Genomic DNA, 22,938 nt, shown 5'->3' with positions numbered 1-22,938 from the left:
CCACTATCCACTATCCACATTGTCTTCTTTTCTCACGCACTCATGCTACCTGATAACTTTTCACGAGCATTACTGCATAACTCTGAACGTACACCGATTTAAAAACTCGTTGAGTATTAAGTAACAGGCGATACGCTCATAAATACACCACCAAAAACACATGGAAGTTCAGAAGAACTCATTCAAGGACAAAAAGTGTGTACTATATGCTCTTCGATTTAAAGTGTTCTAAGTTTTTGGGGTATCAACAACTACGAGTGCTAAATCTAAGTTATAGAATTATGATGGGTTAAAGTTGAACAATTTGGGTTTATCACTAACCATCAAAAGATACTCAATAAGCCTTTTCTTTTGTTCTTGGTTATCACAATTGGCGGAAAAATAAATTATCAAGTCAATCTAGCATTACGATGTAAAGTAATAAAAACACCTCTTGAGCAAGCGACTAATTAACTATTTTCAATACGATTTCATTGTCTGAAACCTAGTATTTATAGAGCTCTTTCCCATTCGATAGCTCTCGTTTATTTTGCTTCCACATTACCTGATGAAAGCCTAAAAAATCCAATACAATATAACTACCTAAGGTTAGCGTAGACTGAGTATTCCAGATTTAAACTTTATTAATGCTAATAAAAATCGGTCAAGTAGATAAACATAAATCTAAAAATGTAATTTTCAAATTCACAAGTTACAAGGGCAATGCAGTACGAATCACATAGTTAGCATTAAATATTGTAAAAACACACAATACATATACATTTATAGATTTTTAAAATGAAAAAAGTCGATGTGAGAAATTACTTAGTTGGATTTATTACAATCATATTGTTGAGCATTAATATGAGTTTTGGAGAGAGTATATTGAATAGCGATAAAGTTAACCAATACACACCACAAATCAATGGTGTGCTAACAAAAAAAGGGAAGCCGATTGATAACCAAAAGGTTAGTCTTAGTATTGGTTTAAGCGCTTCAGGAAAATCAATAGACTTATCAACATTTACTGACAGCAATGGTCGGTTTGAATTTTCTCCTGTGTATGAGAACAAAGAGAGCGTTAAGATCCCGCTTATTGAACATTATGTAACTATTGTTTTAACCACAGAACTAGATATTGATGAAAGCGTTATTATTTGGGAAGGTTCGTTCGATGGCTATGAAATAGAGGATTACGTAAAAAACAATATGGCTAATCTAGTCTGTGATGCAGCAAACCCTCTTAAGTACTTTGCTTTTTCAATTGATGATGACGAAAACGATGACTACTACGTAAATAGTCAATGTGATTTATTTGGATATATTGACTCTGATTTATATGGAAATTAAAGAATGCAATCACTCTCACCAAAGCTATCATCTAGAATCGCAGAAATCCCTTATTCTGTATTCGCAACTAATGTTCGTAACGTTAGTGGTTATATAGCAAAGTTTTTTACATTTGATCTAAGGAATGATGTCAAAAAAGGAACGACAAGTGGCTTTATGGGATTTGGTGGAATGACATCAGATTTTGTAGCGATAGGTCGAGGTAAGGGCGAGTTTACCGATACTTTAGTATTTTCCTTTCGTGGCACTCAAGCAAACATCGGCGACATTATGACCGATGGAAACATTGGGATATCAGGCACCTCATCAGGTTACAGGGTACATGCAGGTTTTGTAAATCTCTTCAATACGATAAAGCCACAACTTGCAGCATACATCGCTGGTTATTCGAAAAAGAACATGAAAGCACCGAAGGCAATACACTGTGTAGGTCATAGTTTAGGTGGTGCTCTTGCTTCATTAGCGGCAGATTGGGTGAAGAGTCAGTACGGCTATAGCGTACACCTATATACTTTTGGCGCACCAAAAGTTGGCTTTAAACCATACGCAAGAAGGGAGTTAGATTCTTCATATCGCTGCACTCATGGTGCAGATCCAGTTCCTATGTCTCCTCTTTGGCCATTTACTCACGGTGGTATTGAGTATCGGCTAGATGGAAGTTCTGGCATCTACTTCTGCGCTCATGGACTAGGAAAAAAATCTGTTCCGGGTTATGTCAATACCGCTACAAGTAATGAGTGGTCGGCACTACAACCCAAATCTCAAACTTACCTAGAACGCAACGTATTTCTTGACTTCAACAATAGATATAATGCTCGAATGACTGATGGTTGGGTAAGTAAAATAGTCTCTTCAATTTTGACCTTACTAAGAATTTCAGGTCTGGGTCATATAATACAACAAATAGCAACCGTAGGCCTTACTGCTTGGGATCAACTAGCTAAAGCTATGGCGTACATTTCAAAACTAAAAAACGAGTATACAGAACACGTCCGCGGTATTTTAGGTCACATGAATGTAATGTCAGGTAGCGCAGCGATCGACCTATCGAGTATTACTTATAGAGTGATAAAACTTTGTTTTTCGAGACTAGTAAGAAGGTTAGACAGTCATGTTAGAAATGCTCTAAATATAGTAGCGTAACAGTAAAAGACACTAACAATTATTCTAAAAACCGCTCAATTATCCTCAACTAGATTGAGTTCAGAAAAAGCGAAGCTATTTAGGCTTCGCTTTTTATTAGGGCTTAGAGTTGTTAACAATATTAAAATCTATATTCCACACCTAGTGATGCTTGGTTAAAGTCTGTTTCCGTGTTTGCACCGTTCGCGACATTCTCCGCATTGATTTCTACGTCGTACCACATATATTCTGCGTTAACTAAGAAGTTATCAGTAACTTTAAAACCAACACCGGCACCAGCGAATACACCTTCATCATCTTTGTTGCCTTGGAAGCCCGCAACGTTGTAATCCGTCGAGTACCACATTTGACCGCCTTTTGCGTAAAGGTCGACACGATCAGCAATGGGAGCAGTAACTTTTAGAGCCGCTGTATAGCCGTCCGTTTCGGCATTTGCTAAGTTATTACCATAGCTACCGAAATCAATGTAACCACCTTCCAACGCTAAGTAAGGATTAAAACGGTAACCAACTAAACCTTGAATAACATCGCTGTCATCATCAAAGTCATCTTGTCCATCAACTTTTAAGTAACCGTAGTTGGCGCCAACATATACACCATGATCGTTGGAGTCCGCAGCATGTGATAAAGTACTAAACGTTGCTAAAGAAAAAAGGCTAATCAAAGTAACAACATTGCTTTTCATTTCGTTCTCCTAATATAAGTTCCATTGAAGGTTCGAATAGTAAAGAGCAAATGCAATGCCAACTTTAAATTAATGAAAAATATATTTAATTTTATAGAATACTGACAATCCTCTAAAGATCGCCGAACAAAAATAGAAAAAAGAGCTGTCTGTTTACTTTATATAAACAATACTAAATTGAGGTTAATCTCTGATGTGAAAAAGATTCTTGTTAATTTGTAGATTTTTCAAAGAAATTAAATAAACATCTAAAATACTCTTGTAGATTAATCCGTCAAAAAACGCTTAGCTAGTTTTTATAAGAAAGGAAGCTAATCACACATACGTTGCATCTTACTTTGCTTCAAGCCGTGAGTACTCTACTCTTTGCCTAAGCAGAGTTTAATGGAACTAAAGTATGTTAAAAGGCAGTGAATACCCTTCTATTCGAGCATTAAGGACGTTTGTCGCGGTCTCTAATTACCTCAGTTTCTCTAAAGCAGCGGATGCCCTATGTATTACGCAAAGCGCAGTAAGCAAACAAATCGCATCGCTGGAGCAATTGGTGGGTTTACCTTTAATACAAAGAGGGACGAGTGGTATTGAGTTAACCGAAGAAGGCAAGCGTTATCTGCCGCAAGTCACAGAAGCTTTGGAGCTTATTCAGCATGCAACTGCCAACTTAATCCAGTCAGATTCAAAGCAAGAATTACTCACCGTGGACGTAACCCCTTCTTTTGCCAGTCTTTGGTTGATACCTAATATTGATGACTTCCACCAGCAACATCCTAACATCCGAGTAAGAGTCTGTACCGGGGATGGGAACGTCAAAGATTCGAGCAACGAAAGTGACTTACATATTCGCTGCCTTCCATTATCCACACATTATGAATACAGCCACTTACTGTGCGAAGAAACATTGTTATTAGTCGGTTGCACAAATGCTCCTGCAATTGAGAGTGTGCACGCTGTTAGTAATTATCCGTTTATACCTCAAATCACTCGCCCTCAGCTATGGGAGCAATTTAAAACTGTCTACACTGTAGAATCTCCCGTTACCTATCAACCTGTAGGCGTCGAACATTTTTACCTAGCTTGCGAAGCTGTCAGAATGGGAAAAGGGCTCGCCTTGCTTCCCGATTTTATGGCGCAGTATTCGATTTTAAGAGGGGACATTCAGCATGTTCTCAACCTTTCTTTACAGAGCGGTTATGGTTATTACGTGATGATTCCAAATTATCGACTTTCGGCTAAAAAAGTAGCGGTGTTTCACGAATGGCTGAAGAGCAAACTAAGTTAATGTTGTTTCTTTAAGCTCGTTTAGGTAAACCAAAACAACTCAAAGACTTCGGTATCTGTCTGCTCAAATTTATGGCATTCTCATCCATACTATTTAAAAAGGATAAATGGATAGTAGGATATGGACAGCAACACGCCAAGACTCTCTTTACGCACCATTGAGCCGACCGATTACCCAGAGCTCGCGGAATTAATGGACCTTGTTTTTCCTGATGTTGGTGGCTCATGGCCACGCCTGACCATCATGGATCTCATTCATCAGTTTCCTGATGGACAAATCTGTATTGAGGATAACGGAAAAATTGTCGGCGCAGCGCTAACAATCAAAGTGGACTACAACCGATTTTCACTTCCTCACCTATACACCGACATCATCACCGAGAACAACGTCATCCAAAACCAAGTGACCGGTGACGCCATGTATGGTCTCGATGTATTTGTTCACCCGGACTACCGTGGACTGCGTTTAGGTCGCCGTCTGTATGATGCGCGTAAAGAACTTTGCCGGAGTAAAAACTTCAAAGCAATTTTAGCCGGTGGTCGCATCCCGAATTACCACAAATATGCTGACGAATTGAGCGTGGCTGAATACATCGACAAAATAAAGCGCCGTGAGCTTCACGATCCTATTTTGTCTTTTCAGCTTGCAAACGACTTCGATGTCAAACGTATTATGCGTGGTTACTTGCCAGAGGACAGTGCTTCTAAAGGCTACGCAACTCTGCTGGAGTGGGATAACTTTTTCTACGAAGAGGATATTCAATCCGTACACGATGTAGAAAAAACACTGATTCGGATTGGTGTTGTGCAATGGCAAATGCGCGCCATGAATGACTTAGAGGACTTGCTCGATCAGGCTGAGTTCTTCATCTCTTCTCTTGCGAACTACAAAGCCGATTTCGCCCTATTTCCTGAATTCTTTAACGCGCCGCTGATGGGCTTGCAAAACGACCAAAATTCCGTCGAAGCAATTCGCTTTTTGGCTAGCTTTACAGAAGAGATCAAAAACCGCTTCTCGCAGATGGCCGTCACCTACAACATCAACATTATTGCAGGCAGTATGCCCGTCATCGAGGATGGCAAGTTGTATAATGTGGCCTACTTGCTGCAACGAGATGGTGAAATAAACGCTCAATATAAGATCCACATCACGCCCCATGAGCAAAAAGACTGGGTGATCGACGGTGGTGACAATGTTCAAGTGTTCGAAACCGATGCGGGCAAAGTCGGCATACTGATTTGTTATGACAGCGAATTCCCTGAATTGGGAAGAATGCTCGCCGAGCAAGGCGCACAAATTGTGTTCGTTCCTTTCTGGACAGACACAAAAAATGGCTACCAACGAGTACGAATCTGTTCCCAATCACGAGCCATCGAAAACGAATGCTACGTTGCAATTGGGGGCAGTGTCGGCAACTTACCTCGTGTTGATAATGTCGATATCCAGTACGCACAATCTGCCGTATTCTCACCGTCGGATATCTATTTCCCACACGATGCGACCTTGACAGAAGCAAGCGCCAACACCGAAATGATAATCTTCGCTGATGTTGATTTGACTAAGTTGAAACAGCTTAATACCGAAGGCTCTGTCACCAACTTACGTCATCGCCGCCTTGATTTGTATGGCGCATTCACCAAAGCCAAAGAGTCATAAGGATCTCCCTAGTTCGCCGCTACCAAAGAGCGTGGCGGCGAGTAAAGCCAGCTGCAGGTTGATTCTGCGCAATTATCAGAGGCATGTCAGTTTTTCTCAACGGTGAGAAACAAGAATTGACCCAATAGGACATTCGGAGTATCACTCCAACTTCGTTCCGCTTTTATTAGGGGAAAGCTTTTGGAACATATTAACGAACTTCTCATGTCAATGAAGCCTTTGCTCGAGCAATATGGCTACGTTGCGCTGATTGTCAGTATATTTCTAGAAGGGATAGGTATCCCGATGCCTGGTCAATCACTGATGATCGCGGCATCTTTGCTCTCGTCAGAACAAGTCATGAACCTAAGTATGGTAATGATGGTATCGTGGCTGAGCTGCTTTTTTGGTAATACCTGTGGCTACTTAATCGGTTATTACTTTGAGGGGTGGTTAGATAAAAAAGGCTACATTTCCGGCCCGAAGATGCAAAAGCTTCAATTGACTATCCAGAAATACGGCCCTACGTGCTTGGTCGTCAGCCGCTTTATTGAAGGAATGAAGCAATTTATGCCTCTTGCATGCGGTATCGCGAAAATGCCACGTAAAGAGTTTTTGCTCGGTAACGCCCTCGCGGCGACGGTTTGGGTATTGGTATTCAGCTTGTTAACTCACTTTGCATTTGAACATTTAAGCGTGTTGAGCAACCTGTACACCGAATACAAATATCTGGTATGGGCATTTGCTGCTGTCTTATTTACGTGGATGGTTTTAGGTATTGTTAAACGCAAAAAAGCCAAATCAATGCAATAACGACAGTCTCTTCATTAGCGCATAACTAAAGCTCGTGGTATCAATGAGATACGCAACACGAGCTTTTATCTTTTTCTTTACGTGTAAAATTTAAACAGCCATTTAGACGTCTAGACGTTGACAATGTAGAAATGTGATATTAGTCTGCTCTTCTCTCTTATCATTAACATTGTCGTTTACATGTCCGGTTCCCAACAAACTACTAAAACAGTTGCACCGTCTGCGGTCGCACTGATCCCATTAATTGTATTCCTTGCGCTATTTATAGGCGTAGGCACTTACTTATCTTTGCAAGGCGTGGAATTTGCCTTCTACCAGCTGCCTGCACCCATCGCGGTATTACCAGCCATCATCATTGCGTTTCTTTTAAGTAAAGAGAAACTTAACCGCTCAATCGAACACTTCATGCGTGGTGTTGGCCACCCAGACATCATCGCAATGTGTATGATCTATCTGCTTGCAGGTGCCTTTGCTGCGGTAGCAAAAGCCTCTGGCGGTGTTGATGCAACAGTGAACCTTGGTTTATCCGCTATTCCAACCAGCATGATTTTACCAGGCATTTTTCTGATTTCTGCTTTTATCGCAACAGCAATGGGGACTTCGATGGGTACCATCGCAGCCGTTGCCCCCGTAGCGTTGGGGATTGCTGAATCAGCAGGAATGAGCTTACCGTTAACCGCAGGCGTTGTACTGAGCGGCGCTATGTTTGGTGATAACCTTTCTATCATCTCTGACACCACGATCGCGGCGACACGCTCTCAAGGTTGTGAGATGAAAGACAAGTTTAAAGAGAACATTCGTATTGCTTTACCTGCGGCGTTGATCGCGATTGCAGTGTTCGCTTTCAACAGTACCGCGACTCAAGTGCCTGAAACTGGCGATATTGAGTGGCTAAAAGTCTTGCCGTACATCACTATTTTGATCCTAGCGGTATCTGGTGTGAATGTGTTTGTGGTTCTGTCGATTGGCATTCTTTTGGCTGGCGGCGTGAGCTTGGCATCGATTGACAATTACGGACTAACTAATCTAGCCCAAGACGTATACAAAGGCTTTGGTAACATGCAAGAGATCTTCTTGTTATCCATGCTGATTGGTGGTTTGAGTGAACTGATGCGTCGCCAAGGTGGTCTTGCTTTTCTAACAAATTTCGTTAGTAGCCTTATCCACGCGTTTGGCTCTAGTCACTCTAAGCATGCGAACAGTCGTGCAAGCGAGCTAGGTATTGCAGGTTTGGTATCAATGGTCAATGGCTGTACGGCAAACAACACCGTAGCCATCATTGTATCGGGCAGCGTTGCTCGCCAACTGGCGGAAGAGAATAATGTCTCTCCTCGCCGCTCAGCAAGCTTGTTAGACATTTTCTCATGCGTGGTGCAAGGCGTGTTGCCTTACGGTGCTCAAGTACTGCTGCTAGGTTCCGTATTCAACCTATCGCCACTTGAAGTAGTTGCCAATTCTTACTACTGTTTTGCATTAGCGATAGCGGCTGTTGTCGCGGTGTTTATCAAACATCCTGCTCGTCAACCTGTAGCGCAAACTGAGAACTAACGACAAATACCGAAAAGGCTCCGATGGAGCCTTTTTACTTTCCTTTCTTCTTTTTTTCTTTTCCGCGAGCAGATTTACTTCAAAGCTGAACGCAAACTTTGCGCACTGTGTAAAGGAATAGCAAAGCGATGCGCCACATCGCGTAGAGCTTCCACCTGAGCCGCGTTACTGATTGCTAATTCGCCTGCCACATCGACGTGGTTATTCTCAAACCCCACTCTCACATCGAATCCAAGTAACATCGCACTCGCTAAACAGTCTTGCTCTCGCGCGCCAAAAGCACAAATGGCACATCGAATTTCTTCCTCGACAAAATGCGCCAAATTCAAACCTCGTAAATCCCATGGCGAAGACTGTTGAGCTTGGTGATAACGCCCTAACACCACTAATGCATGCTGATACGTTTTAGGTAACACGCCCGCATCACGCAGTTGGAAATAACGTTCAATGTCGGTTACATCGTAGAGAATAATTTGGCTCACGATGTTGTTTTCTGCCACCCAATGGAAAAAGGTATGCCCTTCTTTCTCACTTGCTCGATCAGGGATTAACTCCCTCAATGCGAAAGAAGCCGCTTCTGGTTTCACAGCTTTAACTAATGCCATCTGTTGTGGCGGAGAATACAAGCCCACCGCCTCTGTGGTGAGCTGTACCATCATGTTTTGTCCCACCGCTTCTTTCACGGCATGGTAAATTGCCATGTTGTCGTCGATGTCTAATGAATGACGTCCGTTGGCGTCTCTAGCATGCAAATGGATCATGGCAGCCCCTGCCGTTTGACAAGCGATAGCCTCTGCAACCAGTTCGTCTGTTGTCATGGGTAAGCTGGCGTGATCGTACTTAGTTTTTCTTGCACCGTTTGGAGCCACGATAATAGCGATAGGCTCTCGTATAGATCGATTTTCTAATTCCATTCCTTCGCTACCTCTTTTAGCGTTAATGAGAGTTTATCAACTAGCTCATCAATATGGTGAGGCTGAATAATGAATGGCGGTGCAAGCAAGATATGGTGCCCATTAACGCCATCAATCGTTCCGCCCATTGGGTAGCACATTAAGCCATTTTCCATTGCTCGCTGTTTGATGCGTTTGTCTGCCAATGTGGCTTTACTCAGAGGCGCCTTGCTTTCTTTATCCGCCACCAGCTCAATGCCAAAAAACAAACCTTTACCACGAATGTCGCCAATGTACGGTAAATGGGCCAATGCAGAAGTAAGCTCATTACGCAGCAAAGCACTTTGCCGATTCACCGCCGTTAACAAATTATCTTGGAAGATGGTTTGAATGGTCGCCACGGCAGCAGCGCACGCCACAGGGTGCGCCATAAAAGTATGACCATGTTGGAAAAAACCGCTTCCATCAGCAATAGCTTGATAGACTCGATCATTCGCAACCACCGCGCCAATAGGTTGATAACCCGCACCAAGCCCTTTAGCCATACACACCAGATCGGGTTCTGCCTCTTCTTGCTCAAACGCAAAAAAACTGCCACTGCGTCCAACGCCACACATGACTTCATCCAAGATCAATAACACATCGTATTGGTCGCATATTTCGCGAATACGCTTGAAGTAACCTTGTGTGGCAGGCACAGCTCCAGCGGTGGCTCCCACAATGGGCTCAGCGACAAAAGCCATGACATTATCAGCCCCCAACTCAAGAATTTTTGCCTCTAGCTCATTCGCCGCTCGCAATGAGTAATCCAATTCCGACTCATGACTCTGCTGATAACGATAAGCATAGCAAGGGGCGATATGATGGCTCGGGTGTAAGATGGGTTTGAACGGTTCACGTCGCCATTCATTACCTCCGACAGCCAGAGCCCCCAAGGTATTACCGTGATAACTTTGCTGACGCGCGATGAATTGCTTTTTCTCTGGCTTACCTGATTCCACGAAATACTGCCGCGCCATTTTTAGTGCCGACTCCACCGCTTCTGATCCGCCACTGACTAAATACACATGGTTGAACTGATCAGGCATGTGCTGACAAATCAATTCTGCTAGGCGCTCACTGTTGTCACTAGTAAAAAATCCAGTATGAGCAAATGGCACTCGCTCGATCTGTTCTAACATGGCTTTTTTAACGGCGTGATGACTGTGGCCAAGGTTTGATACCGCAGCCCCACCACAAGCATCGAGATACTGCTTTCCATGCTTATCGAATAGATAAACACCTTCACCTCTATCGATGATTGGCAGCGTGGCATGGCAGTGACGGTGAAATACGTAAGACATTTGAGTCCCTTCCAATGTGTAATACATGCACACATCATCAGGAACAAACCCAAACGTGACAAGAGAATAAATCTCACCCTCTATGAGCTTTTGGAATACCACAAACCAAAAACACAAAAACCCTTGATATTTAAACAATAAAATAAAAATAGGCCAGCTTTTTTAAAGGCTGACCTATGGGTAACCCAAAGCTAAAAACAGAATCGTTTACGCGTTTAGTGCCTGTTCTAAATCGGCTAGAATATCGTCAATATGTTCAATACCCACCGATAAACGAATCATCTCTGGAGACACACCAGCTTGTTTTTGTTCTGCTTCGCTCAATTGACGATGAGTCGTCGATGCAGGATGACAAGCCAATGATTTTGCATCGCCAATGTTCACCAAACGCTTAAAGATTTTCAAAGCATCATAAAAACGCACACCAGCGTCATAACCATCTTTTAAACCAAACGACAAAATCGCAGAAGGCTTACCTTTCATGTATTTTTCGGCGAGATGGAAGTGTTCAGAACTTGGCAATCCGGCATAACTTACCCAACTGACTTTGTCATTCTGTTCCAAGAATTCAGCCACTTTGAGTGTGTTCTCGGTATGGCGCTCCATACGCAGCGGTAACGTTTCTAGCCCTTGCATAAGCATAAATGCATTCATCGGTGATAATGCGGCTCCGGTATTACGCAGTGGTACGGTACGCGCACGCCCGATAAATGCCGCCTCACCAAACGCTTCGGTATACACCACGCCGTGGTAAGAAGGTTCTGGTTGGTTGAAAACAGGAAAGCGGTCTTTGTGCTGCGCCCAAGGGAATTTACCTGAATCCACAATCACGCCACCCAATGTGGTGCCATGCCCACCAACGTATTTAGTGAGAGAGTGAACTACGATATCCGCACCGAACTCGATGGGTTTGCACAGCACTGGCGTCGCGACGGTGTTATCCACAATCACAGGCACGCCTTGTGCGTGAGCAAGCTCCGCCACACGTTCTAAATCGATGATATTACCTGCAGGGTTACCAATGCTCTCGCAGTACACCGCTTTGGTATTTTCATCAATTAACTCGGCCAAACTTTCTGGCTTGTCATCTTTAGCAAACTTCACCTGAATACCCTGATTTGGCAGCATGTGCGCAAACAAGGTATAAGTACCGCCATAAAGTTGCGGCGTAGAAACGATGTTATCGCCCGCTTGCGCTAAGGTCAGAATCGCATAGTTAATCGCTGCACTCCCCGCACTCACGACCAATCCAGCAATGCCGCCTTCTAACGCCGCCATGCGTTTTTCCAGAACATCGTTAGTCGGATTCATGATGCGAGTGTAGATATTCCCCGGCACTTCCAAGTTAAACAGATCAGCGCCGTGCTGCGCGTTGTCAAACTCGTACGCGACTGTTTGATAAATCGGTGTCGCGACAGATTTGGTGGTCGGGTCAGTTTCGTAACCAAAATGGATGGATAGCGTTTCGTCTTTCATGTTCTTCCCTGTCTTTCATCACTCAAATAGCGGCAAGCAAAGCACTTACCTTGCTTATAAAACTTATATTGCCCAATTTTTCAACAAATAACGTAGGGATGAATCACAGAGATAAAACGCTAATTCAACTGTCCAAGTAACCAGTGACGAAACGTTTCTGTCGCATTCGTACGTGTGTTCATGATCAAGTAATACCCTGCATTGGCAGGAATCGGTTTGAATGGAGAAACCAAACGCTCTGTCGTCAATTCATCCTCAATCAGTGCCATTCGTGCCATCGCAATCCCAACGCCAGCTTCGGCTGCAGACATCGCCATATCCGTTCGATTAAAAAAGTGTCCGATATCGGTTTTAAAATCCAACCCCATCGCTGACGCCCAATATAGCCACTCATAGTCACGCGTCGCTTTTTCCCATGGCATCGCATCGTGTAGTAGCGTCGCCTCTTGCCATTGCTTCACTGGCATTGAGTTTTTTTGCTCACCAAACAACGTTTTTAGCCAGCCATGATCCTCAAGGTATTTTGGACTCATCACCGGTAGCAGATGCTCATCCAAAATCAGCTCCGCGTTAGCATTTCTATAAGGATGAAGACCATAGTCAATTGCGACGTCATAGTCTTTTATCTCACTATTTACCAGCGCACCTTCCGCAAAGATTTGTACTTGGATATCCGGATTATCATGATGGAAGCTTTCGAGCTTTGGGACTAACCATTTGAAAGCAAAAGAAGGCGTCAACTTCAAACGAATTTCATTGGTTTGCTTTTCTACTTTGAGCTCATCAAGCAATTTGCTCAGTTCCGAAAAGTGAAACTGCGTCGCTTGGTGTAACTGAGTGCCTTTTACGGTTAAACGAATACCGCGAGAGTGGCGTTCAAATAAAGTAAAACCTAATAACGCTTCCAAATGAATAATTTGTTGGCTTATGGCACCAGTGGTGAGGTGTAAATGTCTTGCAGCACCAGTAAAGCTGTTGTACTCCGCGACTTGGCTAAATAGACACAAGCCACTTATCAGATTACTTTTCATCCTTGAGCCTATAGTTTTTCTAAACGCTGTGTGTAATTTATATCGATTGTTAACAAAAGGTAAAGAAAAGAAACTGAGCACTCTGATAAATGTGTGGAGTGCATCAATGGAAGTCATCGTATTAGGCAGCGGCGTTATCGGCTTAACCTCTGCTTGGTATTTATCTCAAGCAGGCTATCAAGTTACCGTCATTGACCGCCAACCAAGCAGTGCCATGGAAACGAGCTTCGCCAATGCCGGGCAGATCTCGTATGGCTATTCTTCGCCTTGGGCTGCGCCTGGTGTTCCTGTTAAAGCCATTAAGTGGTTAATGGAGGAGCATGCTCCACTTAAAATCAAACCCACTCTGAATGCCGACATGATCCGCTGGGCGAGTAAAATGGTCGCGAACTGCACCCTACCTCGCTATCAAGTTAACAAGGCTCGCATGCTTTCGATCGCTAACCACAGCCGTATTTGCTTAGAACAGTTACGCCAAGAACACGCCATTGAGTATCAAGGGCGTCAGTTTGGTACCTTGCAAGTATTCCGAACACATCAACAGCTGCAAACTATTGAAAAGGACATGCAGCTCCTTGAACAAAGCGGAACCCGATTTAAGCTAATGGACGTCGAACAATGTATTGAACAAGAGCCAGGGCTTGCACTTGTGAAAGACAAACTGGTTGGTGGCTTGCATCTACCTGATGACGAAACGGGCGATTGCCATCAATTTTGCCAACAACTAACGGAGCTTGCTAAGGCACACGGTGTCCGATTTGAGTTCGATACTGAAGTAAGCAATTGGGTTACAGTAGGCAAAAAGATCATAGGTGTCCAAACGAACCGAGGACAATTTAAAGCAGACCAATATGTAGTGGCCTCTGGCAGCTACTCTACAGCGCTACTCAAGCAACTCGATATTGATATTCCGGTCTACCCTGTCAAAGGCTATTCACTCACCATCCCGATGGAAGATGAACACTTCTCTCCTCGATCTACTGTGATGGATGAAACCTATAAAGTCGCTATGACTCGATTTGATGACAGAATTCGCGTAGCTGGCACCGCAGAATTAGCAGGGTTTGATACTTCCCTTCCACAAAAGCGCAAAAACACTATCGAAATGGTCATCCGTGATCTTTTTCCTCGTTGTGGTGACTTCAGCCAAGCTGAGTTTTGGAGAGGCTTTAGGCCAATGACGCCTGATGGCACACCAATTATCGGTGCAACTAAATACGATAACCTTTTTACTAACACCGGACACGGAACTCTGGGCTGGACGATGGCTTGTGGTTCAGGTCAATTGCTAGCAAGCGTAATGAAAGGTGAAAAAGCAAAAGTGATGGATAATGCGGAGCTTAACCTTTGTCGTTACGCCTGAGGACATGACTGAACAAAAAAACAGGCAGACACTTACTCCACAAAATGCATAACCACTGGCATTTTTAACTCATCAAAATCGCAGCACATTTAAATGACAATGTGCTGCATAATTAATCATCAGGCAAATCTTCTACCTAAAAGGAGCAAATAAGCAACAAGAACCAAATTTTAACAACTACTCTCCATTCTGTGTTCATCATCACGCTACAAAGGATTTTTAGCTAAAAAAGTTAACAATTGCATTACATAAAGGGTAATGTATTGTGTGAAAAACAACCACAAACACAACTAACAGGGAAAATACTCATGCAGTCATTAGTTGATTTTCTGAATGGAATTATTTGGAGCCCGGTACTGATCTATTTGTGCCTTGGCGCAGGTTTGTTCTATTCAATCATGACGCGTTTTGTACAAATTCGTCACTTCTTTGAGATGTGGCGCTTATTACTTTCAGGGAAGAGTTCAACAAAAGGGATATCATCATTTCAGGCACTTGCCGTTTCACTATCTGGCCGTGTAGGTACAGGTAACATTGCTGGTGTTGCTGCTGCTATCGGTTTCGGTGGCCCAGGCGCAGTATTCTGGATGTGGGTCGTTGCCTTCTTTGGCGCTGCAACCGCATACGCAGAATCAACACTTGCACAAATTTATAAAGAAGAAGACGAAGGCGAGTTCCGTGGTGGCCCTGCTTACTATATTGAGAAAGCAATGGGACAAAAATGGTACGCTTGGATCTTTGCTATCGCGACCATCTTTGCTTGTGGTGTTCTACTTCCTGGCGTTCAATCGAACAGTATCGGTAACGCAGTAGAAGCCGCATTTGGCTCAGGTGACATGATTGAAACCGCTATTGGTACCTTCAGTTTTGCTAAAATTTTCACTGGTACGGTTGTTTGTGTCATTTTGGCTTTCATCATTTTTGGTGGCGTAAAGCGTATCGCGAACTTTACCCAAGTCGTTGTGCCATTTATGGCGTTAGCTTACATCATTACTGCGTTTGTCATCATCCTTCTAAACATTGGTGAGGTTCCACGCATTTTCGGCATGATCATTGGTGACGCGTTCACACCAATGGCAGGCGTTGGTGCAGCAATCGGCTGGGGTGTAAAACGTGGTGTCTACTCCAACGAAGCAGGTCAAGGTACTGGTCCTCACGCAGCAGCAGCAGCGAGTGTTGATCACCCAGCTCAGCAAGGTCTTGTTCAATCTTTCTCTATTTACATCGATACACTACTTGTGTGTTCAGCAACCGCGTTCATGATTCTTATCACTGGCGCGTACAACGTAAATGGTGCGATTGAAGGTACATTCCTGGTTCAAAACCTACCAGCGGATATTGGTGCAAATGGTCCTGTGTTTACACAGATGGCGATCGAAAGCGCACTACCTGGCGTGGGTAAACCATTCATCGCAATCGCTCTATTCTTCTTCGCGTTTACGACCATTCTGGCTTACTACTACATTGCAGAAACGAACATTGCTTACATTCGTCGTACGTTCAAAGTAAATGGACTGATGTTTATTCTGAAAGTCATCATTATTTCATCCGTGTTCTACGGAACCGTGAAAACCGCCAACTTAGCATGGGCGATGGGTGATGTAGGCGTAGGACTGATGGCGTGGCTAAACATCATCGGTATTTTGATCATCTTCTTTATGTCGAAGCCTGCACTCAAAGCACTGAACGACTACGAAGAGCAACAAAAACGTGGTGTGACCGATTTTACATTTAACCCTGTTGCACTGGGCATTAAAGGCGCAGATTACTGGGAAGATAAGTACCGACGTAAAACGGGTAAAGCACCAACGGCAGACAGCAATAGCGCAGAAACTGTTGAGCAACCATCAACATAGCGTTATCACATAAATAAGAAAAAGCAGTGGTCCGATTTAGGACATAAAAAAGGGGGATTAACCAATGGTTAATCCCCCTTTCTTCATTATGAGTAGCAGCTTAGGCGATAACCGCTTCAACTTTACGAGCGATTTTTGCTTTACCTACAGGTAACACTTCACGACCAAATTCGTTGTTCAGTACTTGTGCCATTGCGAAGTAAATTGCACTTGCGCCACAGAAGATACCCTCGAAGCCAGCGATAGCACCGATCACTTCGCTACCAGTGAAATCACGAGCAGCAAGCAAGAAGAACAGGATAGTTAGAGAGCCAAATACCACTTGCTTCGCTGTTGGGTAACATAGAGAACCAATGAACATGAAACCAGTGAAGATGCCCCAAAGCGCTAGGTACCAACCCATAAAGCTTGCAGGGCTTGCAGGAAGACCCATGTGAGGCATTACGATTAGACCAACCAATGTTAGCCAAAATAGACCGTAAGAAGTAAACGCAGTTGTGCCGAACGTATCACCGCGTTTAAAACACATGATGCCAACGATTACTTGGCTAAGGCCACCGTAAAAGATGCCCATCGCTAGAATCATAGAGTCAATTGGGAAAAATCCTGCATTATGAATATTGAGCAGAATAGTGGTCATACCGAAACCCATTAGACCTAGCGGTGCTGGGTTAGCCAGTTTTGTCGACATGTACAAATACCTTTTTTCAAAAATGTTGATAAAAAATGCGCGCGAATTTTAATGGGCTCCAGAACAAAAGAGAAAAGCTGTTATTGAAAACTTAGATTCCATAAATAAACCACTACATATATAAAAAAAGACCCTGCAAAAAAGCAGAGTCTTTATAGATGGTTAGGTTGTTTTTTACTCGATCACTGACAAGAAATCTCGTCCCAGAACCAGTTGCTTTGCGTTGGGCTTTCCCACACTCCTGGGCCATTTTTCGCAACAAAACATTTGTTTTGGTACGTCACTTTATCCCCGTTAGCGACTTGCGTTACACCCGGCTCCCACTGAATAAAATTGCCTGTCACTGGTGGTTCTGGCTCGGTTACTGGCGGCTCAGGTTCTGTGACGGGCGGCTCTGGCTCAGTCACCGGTGGTTCAGGTTCCGTTGTAGGCGGCTCCGTAGGAGTGCCTGAAACCAGCTTCCACGGGTCTCCTTTCGTTGGCTCATTACCTTGTGACCACCATTTCGCTTCGTAAACAGCACCTTGGTAAGAGACTTGTTCCCCCGTGTTATATACTTTGCCAGAATCCCAAGCTGCCACACCACCTACAGGCGGCTCAACCGGATCCACTGGGTCTAACTTGTCAACTACACGAACTTCTGGCCAACCCGCATGAGATTGGTAGAAGTTAGTTACACATTTCTCATAATCACCCGCAACTAGCGCAGAGTAAGCCGTTTGGAAACCAACAAGCTCACATTCAAATGAGTGACCTCCAGGACGATCTGAGTAGTATTTCCAGTTACCATCCCAGTTGGTGTAAAGCACGTCTGTCGCACCATTTAGATTTAAGCTGCCGTAAGGCGTCTGCTGCCAACAGGTATTGGTCTCATCGGCTTCAATTGGAATTTGATAATGAGCGGCAAGTCCTTCCCAATAGCGAATACGGTTAACAGGTTGACCTTTATCCTTGTTTTGCTCACCACACTCAATACCACCATTGATCACGTTGATGGTGGTACCAAAGCCGTAACCAATGCCAGCATCAAGCTCACGCTGTGAAGGCACCCAAGTACGGTCAATCACATGTAGCATTGCAGGTTTCGGTGCTTGTGGGGTTAGGAAGAACCAGATAGCCGATGCCAAGTTCAGCCATGAATCCGCAACCAAGCCTGGATTTTTAAGCAATACAGATGCATCACCATCAAACATCACTTCAGAGAACGCGCCATAGTTAAAATGGTAAGAAAGCTGTTTAGCACCACGTCCAAAATAACCTTGTCCTGGTTCACATGGCCAACGCTTATTTTGCCAGTCATTTTGACCACAACCTGTTGTGTAACCTTCTTGCCCTTCAGACCATCCCATTTCTCGCACATGAACCAAAGCTTGCTGCCACTCTTCCAACCCTAGCGGATTATCCGATACGTTATCAATCGAAATATGGCCACCGGTTTCTTGTGCAAAGTGAGCAAACGCTGTCACGATCGATTTTTTACAAATTGCATCCGAATCACGACCGTCTGTGTACTCACCACAGAATGCAGGGAACTTACCAATTGCACGTAGGAAACGCGTGTAAGTGTATTCAGGTGCCGCCATTTGAGTCAGGAAGTCCCACTCACTTTCGGGGAATACACGCTCTACACGCTTCACGTTTTCTGGGTTGGTTGTCGCCCCTGGAACAATCGCTTCAACCACTGAGTTCGGGCGTGTCTCTAATGCTTGCGACCAAATGGCATACATAGGATCAGAAGTTTTGCTTTGCTCTACGGCTTGAACGTCACCACGAGCAATAACATAACCATTCGGATTTTGCGGATCGGGCTGAATATTCATACTCGCATTCACTTGTGCTGCTAAGACACAACTCAATGCAAGAGGAAGATGTTTGAGTGCAAACATGTCTAGTCTCCGGATTTCAACAATACAATATACGAGGAATAACTAGACATATAGTGGATCATATATACGAAACACCGAGCCAAGTACGTTGATTCTGCGAGACAAAATGAATAAATAGGTCCTCACACACATTTTGTCACAAGAAAAATGTTACCTTGACTCAAAAGAAAAGCGGAGACCCTGTGAGCCTCCGCTTTGTGATGTTTCTCTCTTTATTGTTCTGCCGAAACCACCTCTAGCTTCGCGGTTGACTTTTGTTTAGACAGCACAAAATAAACCACACACTGAGAAATAATTGCGGCAAGCACAATCACTGGTGAGGCGTTGATTCCAGCTAAAAGAAAACACCCCAATGCGATCATTCCATTGAGTAATGCGTAAGGTAATTGTGTACGGAAGTGCTCATACTGTTCACACCCCGCTCCTGTCGACGACAAAATCGTAGTTTCAGAGATGGGAGAACAGTGATCGCCAAACAAGCCACCAGATAATACCGCACCAATACAAACCAACAATGGTGCATCAATCGCAACGGCAGTTGGGATTACTAATGGCATCATGATGGCGAACGTCCCCCAAGATGATCCCGTAGCGAATGAGATAACACCAGCAAGCAAAAACGCAACCGCTGGCAATAACCAGTAAGGGAAACCGGCTTGAGCTTGTTCAGCAATGTATGCAGCTGCACCTAATTCTTTCCCAACCGAGCTAAGCGCCCAAGCCAATACCAGAATCACCGCCACTGACATCATGTTTGACATCCCTTTCAGATAAACCTGAATACCATCCGAAAGCTTTCTTACGCCATAAAACGCCATCAGCGCAATTAAAGTGAAGGCCGCGAAGAAATATGCAGAAGAAAGTGCAGCCCTAAACGTTGATCCTGCCACTTTTTGAAATGGAAAACCGTGTGGCACGAGGATGGTACATAGAACCACCAGCATAACGAGCAAAGGTGCCCATACAAAACTAGATTTTGCATTTTTATGCGTAAACACATTCATAGACTCCTGCACTTTCCCAAAGTCGGAGCCCTGCTCTGCTAGTTGTTCAGCCTTCGCCATCGGTCCGAAATCTAATTTGAAGAAAGAGACAATCGGCACAATCGCGATCGCAAGAAAGGCGTAAAACTGATACGGGATCGCACCAATGAAAGCATCCCAATCACTCATACTGACATTCAGGGCAGTAAACTCTTTTTGAATCAATCCCATGATGTAAACGCCCCATCCGATAAAAGGGATCAAGATTGCGACGGGAGAGGAAGTCGAATCGATAATAAAAGCTAATTTTTGGCGTGATACTTTTAACTTATCAAATAAAGGGCGAAAAACAGGGCCAACAATCAGTGGTGTACCAAGGTCTGAGAAGAAAATAACCACACCACCGAACCATGCGGACAGTTGAGCTTGGCATTTACTCGCAACCCATTGAGTAACCTTTTTAGCAAACGCCACACCACCGCCAGATTTCTCCATCAAGGCGACAAAGCCACCAATAAAGACCAAGAGCAAAATGACGCCCGCATTGTAGCTGTCAGTTAATTGCGGCAGTAGATAGCTTTTCATCAATGCACTAAACGAGTCTAGTGGCCCTTTTTCGACAAATGTCCCTTCGAGCATAGCGACACCACTCACCACACCCGCGAATAAACCAACAACGACATTTCTTGTAGTCAGCGCAAGGAAAAGAGTAATAAGGATGGGAATGAGAGAGGTAACGTCAGCCTGTTCCATAGCAATACCATTTATGATAATTAAACAATTAAAATGAATATATATTTAATTTAACCGCATGTATATATCTCTCACAAAAAAGTTGAGCCACCTCTTCACAAACTTGAAGTACAAAAAAACCAGCCCGAAGGCTGGTTCTTATAAACTCAACTGTCTAGAGGAAAATTATTCCCACTCTATTGTAAACAAGACATTTTTATCTTTTATATTCAATGGCTTATTTTCCTGCTAATTGGTAATACCATGAAAAATACCATGCTCAGAAAAGGCTTAACAATATTTTGAAAAATTGCCTACTGAGCGCTGCCGCACAGCTCCATAGGCCGCTTTCCTGGCTTTGCTTCCAGATGTATGCTATTCTGCTCCTGCAGCTAATGGATCACCGCAAACAGGTTACTCGCCTGGGGATTCCCTTTCGACCCGAGCATCCGTATGAGACTCATGCTCGATTATTATTATTATAGAAGCCCCCATGAATAAATCGCTCATCATTTTCGGCATCGTCAACATAACCTCGGACAGTTTCTCCGATGGAGGCCGGTATCTGGCGCCAGACGCAGCCATTGCGCAGGCGCGTAAGCTGATGGCCGAGGGGGCAGATGTGATCGACCTCGGTCCGGCATCCAGCAATCCCGACGCCGCGCCTGTTTCGTCCGACACAGAAATCGCGCGTATCGCGCCGGTGCTGGACGCGCTCAAGGCAGATGGCATTCCCGTCTCGCTCGACAGTTATCAACCCGCGACGCAAGCCTATGCCTTGTCGCGTGGTGTAGCCTATCTCAATGATATTCGCGGTTTTCCAGACGCTGCGTTCTATCCGCAATTGGCGAAATCATCTGCCAAACTCGTCGTTATGCATTCGGTGCAAGACGGGCAGGCAGATCGGCGCGAGGCACCCGCTGGCGACATCATGGATCACATTGCGGCGTTCTTTGACGCGCGCATCGCGGCGCTGACGGGTGCCGGTATCAAACGCAACCGCCTTGTCCTTGATCCCGGCATGGGGTTTTTTCTGGGGGCTGCTCCCGAAACCTCGCTCTCGGTGCTGGCGCGGTTCGATGAATTGCGGCTGCGCTTCGATTTGCCGGTGCTTCTGTCTGTTTCGCGCAAATCCTTTCTGCGCGCGCTCACAGGCCGTGGTCCGGGGGATGTCGGGGCCGCGACACTCGCTGCAGAGCTTGCCGCCGCCGCAGGTGGAGCTGACTTCATCCGCACACACGAGCCGCGCCCCTTGCGCGACGGGCTGGCGGTATTGGCGGCGCTGAAAGAAACCGCAAGAATTCGTTAACTGCACATTCGGGATATTTCTCTATATTCGCGCTTCATCAGAAAACTGAAGGAACCTCCATTGAATCGAACTAATATTTTTTTTGGTGAATCGCATTCTGACTGGTTGCCTGTCAGAGGCGGAGAATCTGGTGATTTTGTTTTTCGACGTGGTGACGGGCATGCCTTCGCGAAAATCGCACCTGCTTCCCGCCGCGGTGAGCTCGCTGGAGAGCGTGACCGCCTCATTTGGCTCAAAGGTCGAGGTGTGGCTTGCCCCGAGGTGATCAACTGGCAGGAGGAACAGGAGGGTGCATGCTTGGTGATAACGGCAATTCCGGGAGTACCGGCGGCTGATCTGTCTGGAGCGGATTTGCTCAAAGCGTGGCCGTCAATGGGGCAGCAACTTGGCGCTGTTCACAGCCTATCGGTTGATCAATGTCCGTTTGAGCGCAGGCTGTCGCGAATGTTCGGACGCGCCGTTGATGTGGTGTCCCGCAATGCCGTCAATCCCGACTTCTTACCGGACGAGGACAAGAGTACGCCGCAGCTCGATCTTTTGGCTCGTGTCGAACGAGAGCTACCGGTGCGGCTCGACCAAGAGCGCACCGATATGGTTGTTTGCCATGGTGATCCCTGCATGCCGAACTTCATGGTGGACCCTAAAACTCTTCAATGCACGGGTCTGATCGACCTTGGGCGGCTCGGAACAGCAGATCGCTATGCCGATTTGGCACTCATGATTGCTAACGCCGAAGAGAACTGGGCAGCGCCAGATGAAGCAGAGCGCGCCTTCGCTGTCCTATTCAATGTATTGGGGATCGAAGCCCCCGACCGCGAACGCCTTGCCTTCTATCTGCGATTGGACCCTCTGACTTGGGGTTGATGTTCATGCCGCCTGTTTTTCCTGCTCATTGGCACGTTTCGCAACCTGTTCTCATTGCGGACACCTTTTCCAGCCTCGT

At 44.9% G+C, this 22,938-nt stretch carries 19 protein-coding genes; 11 read left to right on the top strand and 8 right to left on the bottom strand.

All coding sequences use genetic code 11. From position 1 onward, the window contains the following. Nucleotides 1-777: 777 nt before the first annotated feature. Together R7Q11_RS19870 and R7Q11_RS19865 are read left to right on the top strand one after the other, a co-directional pair. The gene (locus R7Q11_RS19870; RefSeq protein ID WP_225466667.1) at nt 778-1,329 is read left to right on the top strand and encodes a DUF6795 domain-containing protein; all 552 of its coding nucleotides are present in this window, start codon (nt 778-780) and stop codon (nt 1,327-1,329) included. 3 nt (nt 1,330-1,332) lie between these two features. Beyond that, nucleotides 1,333-2,472, top strand: a complete 1,140-nt coding sequence (locus tag R7Q11_RS19865) for a lipase family protein (RefSeq protein ID WP_025768873.1) — start codon at nt 1,333-1,335, stop codon at nt 2,470-2,472. 121 nt (nt 2,473-2,593) lie between these two features. Here R7Q11_RS19865 and R7Q11_RS19860 read toward each other — a convergent pair whose 3' ends face one another. Further along, nucleotides 2,594-3,157, bottom strand: coding sequence for a porin family protein (locus tag R7Q11_RS19860; protein ID WP_225466666.1), 564 nt, complete (start codon nt 3,155-3,157; stop codon nt 2,594-2,596). A gap of 397 nt (nt 3,158-3,554) precedes the next feature. Here R7Q11_RS19860 and R7Q11_RS19855 point away from each other — a divergent pair, with 397 nt between their 5' ends. The 4 genes from R7Q11_RS19855 (at nt 3,555) to R7Q11_RS19840 (ending at nt 8,432) form a co-directional block, all read left to right on the top strand. Continuing rightward, on the top strand, nt 3,555-4,436 hold the full coding sequence (locus R7Q11_RS19855; RefSeq protein ID WP_054575079.1) for a LysR family transcriptional regulator: 882 nt from the start codon (nt 3,555-3,557) through the stop codon (nt 4,434-4,436). Between the two features lie 120 nt (nt 4,437-4,556). Beyond that, on the top strand, nt 4,557-6,092 hold the full coding sequence (locus R7Q11_RS19850) for a bifunctional GNAT family N-acetyltransferase/carbon-nitrogen hydrolase family protein (protein WP_005381670.1): 1,536 nt from the start codon (nt 4,557-4,559) through the stop codon (nt 6,090-6,092). A 204-nt stretch (nt 6,093-6,296) separates the two neighbouring features. Further along, nucleotides 6,297-6,884 carry a DedA family protein gene (locus R7Q11_RS19845; RefSeq protein ID WP_225466665.1) on the top strand — a complete coding sequence of 196 codons (588 nt, stop codon included), beginning with the start codon at nt 6,297-6,299 and terminating at the stop codon, nt 6,882-6,884. A 180-nt stretch (nt 6,885-7,064) separates the two neighbouring features. Further along, nucleotides 7,065-8,432: a Na+/H+ antiporter NhaC family protein gene (locus R7Q11_RS19840; RefSeq protein ID WP_017635705.1), complete on the top strand. Its 1,368-nt coding sequence runs from the start codon at nt 7,065-7,067 to the stop codon at nt 8,430-8,432. A 74-nt stretch (nt 8,433-8,506) separates the two neighbouring features. Here the strand turns inward: R7Q11_RS19840 and R7Q11_RS19835 are convergent, their stop codons facing one another. From R7Q11_RS19835 to R7Q11_RS19820, 4 genes are all read right to left on the bottom strand, one after another. After that, a complete protein-coding gene (locus tag R7Q11_RS19835) occupies nt 8,507-9,346 on the bottom strand; it encodes a 3-keto-5-aminohexanoate cleavage protein (RefSeq protein ID WP_225466664.1) in 840 nt (279 codons plus the stop codon). After that, complete coding sequence (locus tag R7Q11_RS19830; protein WP_017635707.1) at nt 9,337-10,668, bottom strand: aspartate aminotransferase family protein; 1,332 nt, start codon at nt 10,666-10,668, stop codon at nt 9,337-9,339. The genes R7Q11_RS19835 and R7Q11_RS19830 overlap by 10 nt, the downstream gene beginning before the upstream one ends. A gap of 207 nt (nt 10,669-10,875) precedes the next feature. Further along, complete coding sequence (locus tag R7Q11_RS19825; RefSeq protein WP_005381677.1) at nt 10,876-12,144, bottom strand: O-acetylhomoserine aminocarboxypropyltransferase/cysteine synthase family protein; 1,269 nt, start codon at nt 12,142-12,144, stop codon at nt 10,876-10,878. 119 nt (nt 12,145-12,263) lie between these two features. Then, nucleotides 12,264-13,175, bottom strand: coding sequence for a LysR substrate-binding domain-containing protein (locus R7Q11_RS19820; RefSeq protein WP_017635708.1), 912 nt, complete (start codon nt 13,173-13,175; stop codon nt 12,264-12,266). Between the two features lie 106 nt (nt 13,176-13,281). Here R7Q11_RS19820 and R7Q11_RS19815 point away from each other — a divergent pair, with 106 nt between their 5' ends. Both R7Q11_RS19815 and R7Q11_RS19810 read left to right on the top strand, forming a co-directional pair. Then, nucleotides 13,282-14,538, top strand: coding sequence for a D-amino acid dehydrogenase (locus R7Q11_RS19815; protein WP_225466663.1), 1,257 nt, complete (start codon nt 13,282-13,284; stop codon nt 14,536-14,538). Nucleotides 14,539-14,846: 308 nt separating this feature from the next. Next, the gene (locus R7Q11_RS19810) at nt 14,847-16,394 is read left to right on the top strand and encodes an alanine/glycine:cation symporter family protein (RefSeq protein ID WP_005381681.1); all 1,548 of its coding nucleotides are present in this window, start codon (nt 14,847-14,849) and stop codon (nt 16,392-16,394) included. A 100-nt stretch (nt 16,395-16,494) separates the two neighbouring features. On the opposite strand, the gene R7Q11_RS19805 is transcribed toward R7Q11_RS19810, so the two are convergent. The 3 genes from R7Q11_RS19805 to R7Q11_RS19795 all read right to left on the bottom strand — a co-directional run bounded on the left by R7Q11_RS19805 (nt 16,495) and on the right by R7Q11_RS19795 (nt 20,707). After that, nucleotides 16,495-17,085 carry an acetate uptake transporter gene (locus tag R7Q11_RS19805; protein ID WP_005381682.1) on the bottom strand — a complete coding sequence of 197 codons (591 nt, stop codon included), beginning with the start codon at nt 17,083-17,085 and terminating at the stop codon, nt 16,495-16,497. A 182-nt stretch (nt 17,086-17,267) separates the two neighbouring features. Beyond that, entirely contained in the window at nt 17,268-18,971 is a 1,704-nt protein-coding gene (locus tag R7Q11_RS19800) for a chitinase (protein ID WP_225466662.1), read from the bottom strand. Between the two features lie 212 nt (nt 18,972-19,183). After that, nucleotides 19,184-20,707, bottom strand: coding sequence for a Na+/H+ antiporter NhaC family protein (locus tag R7Q11_RS19795; protein ID WP_054730033.1), 1,524 nt, complete (start codon nt 20,705-20,707; stop codon nt 19,184-19,186). 472 nt (nt 20,708-21,179) lie between these two features. Here R7Q11_RS19795 and sul2 point away from each other — a divergent pair, with 472 nt between their 5' ends. The 3 genes from sul2 to R7Q11_RS19780 all read left to right on the top strand — a co-directional run. Next, complete coding sequence (gene sul2 / locus R7Q11_RS19790) at nt 21,180-21,995, top strand: sulfonamide-resistant dihydropteroate synthase Sul2 (RefSeq protein WP_001043260.1); 816 nt, start codon at nt 21,180-21,182, stop codon at nt 21,993-21,995. Nucleotides 21,996-22,055: 60 nt separating this feature from the next. Next, a complete protein-coding gene (gene aph(3'')-Ib / locus R7Q11_RS19785) occupies nt 22,056-22,859 on the top strand; it encodes an aminoglycoside O-phosphotransferase APH(3'')-Ib (RefSeq protein WP_001082319.1) in 804 nt (267 codons plus the stop codon). Then, nucleotides 22,859-22,938, top strand: an 80-nt coding sequence (locus R7Q11_RS19780; RefSeq protein ID WP_219564665.1) for an aminoglycoside phosphotransferase family protein, incomplete at its 3' end; no start/stop codon positions are given. The genes aph(3'')-Ib and R7Q11_RS19780, both read left to right, overlap by 1 nt.

The organism is Vibrio sp. 970, from assembly GCF_033339075.1.
This window is presented reverse-complemented; position numbering and strand designations above follow the sequence as displayed.

Bases quoted from the DNA above. Each gene is read 5' to 3' on its own strand.
- R7Q11_RS19810 (WP_005381681.1), top strand. From the start codon at position 14,847: ATGCAGTCATTAGTTGATTTTCTGAATGGAATTATTTGGAGCCCGGTA.
- R7Q11_RS19870 (WP_225466667.1), top strand. From the start codon at position 778: ATGAAAAAAGTCGATGTGAGAAATTACTTAGTTGGATTTATTACAATC.
- sul2 (WP_001043260.1), top strand. From the start codon at position 21,180: ATGAATAAATCGCTCATCATTTTCGGCATCGTCAACATAACCTCGGAC.
- R7Q11_RS19795 (WP_054730033.1), bottom strand. From the start codon at position 20,707: ATGGAACAGGCTGACGTTACCTCTCTCATTCCCATCCTTATTACTCTT.
- R7Q11_RS19865 (WP_025768873.1), top strand. From the start codon at position 1,333: ATGCAATCACTCTCACCAAAGCTATCATCTAGAATCGCAGAAATCCCT.
- R7Q11_RS19820 (WP_017635708.1), bottom strand. From the start codon at position 13,175: ATGAAAAGTAATCTGATAAGTGGCTTGTGTCTATTTAGCCAAGTCGCG.
- R7Q11_RS19840 (WP_017635705.1), top strand. From the start codon at position 7,065: ATGTCCGGTTCCCAACAAACTACTAAAACAGTTGCACCGTCTGCGGTC.
- R7Q11_RS19800 (WP_225466662.1), bottom strand. From the start codon at position 18,971: ATGTTTGCACTCAAACATCTTCCTCTTGCATTGAGTTGTGTCTTAGCA.
- R7Q11_RS19855 (WP_054575079.1), top strand. From the start codon at position 3,555: ATGTTAAAAGGCAGTGAATACCCTTCTATTCGAGCATTAAGGACGTTT.
- R7Q11_RS19805 (WP_005381682.1), bottom strand. From the start codon at position 17,085: ATGTCGACAAAACTGGCTAACCCAGCACCGCTAGGTCTAATGGGTTTC.
- R7Q11_RS19830 (WP_017635707.1), bottom strand. From the start codon at position 10,668: ATGTCTTACGTATTTCACCGTCACTGCCATGCCACGCTGCCAATCATC.
- R7Q11_RS19860 (WP_225466666.1), bottom strand. From the start codon at position 3,157: ATGAAAAGCAATGTTGTTACTTTGATTAGCCTTTTTTCTTTAGCAACG.
- R7Q11_RS19835 (WP_225466664.1), bottom strand. From the start codon at position 9,346: ATGGAATTAGAAAATCGATCTATACGAGAGCCTATCGCTATTATCGTG.
- R7Q11_RS19845 (WP_225466665.1), top strand. From the start codon at position 6,297: ATGTCAATGAAGCCTTTGCTCGAGCAATATGGCTACGTTGCGCTGATT.
- R7Q11_RS19825 (WP_005381677.1), bottom strand. From the start codon at position 12,144: ATGAAAGACGAAACGCTATCCATCCATTTTGGTTACGAAACTGACCCG.
- R7Q11_RS19850 (WP_005381670.1), top strand. From the start codon at position 4,557: ATGGACAGCAACACGCCAAGACTCTCTTTACGCACCATTGAGCCGACC.
- R7Q11_RS19815 (WP_225466663.1), top strand. From the start codon at position 13,282: ATGGAAGTCATCGTATTAGGCAGCGGCGTTATCGGCTTAACCTCTGCT.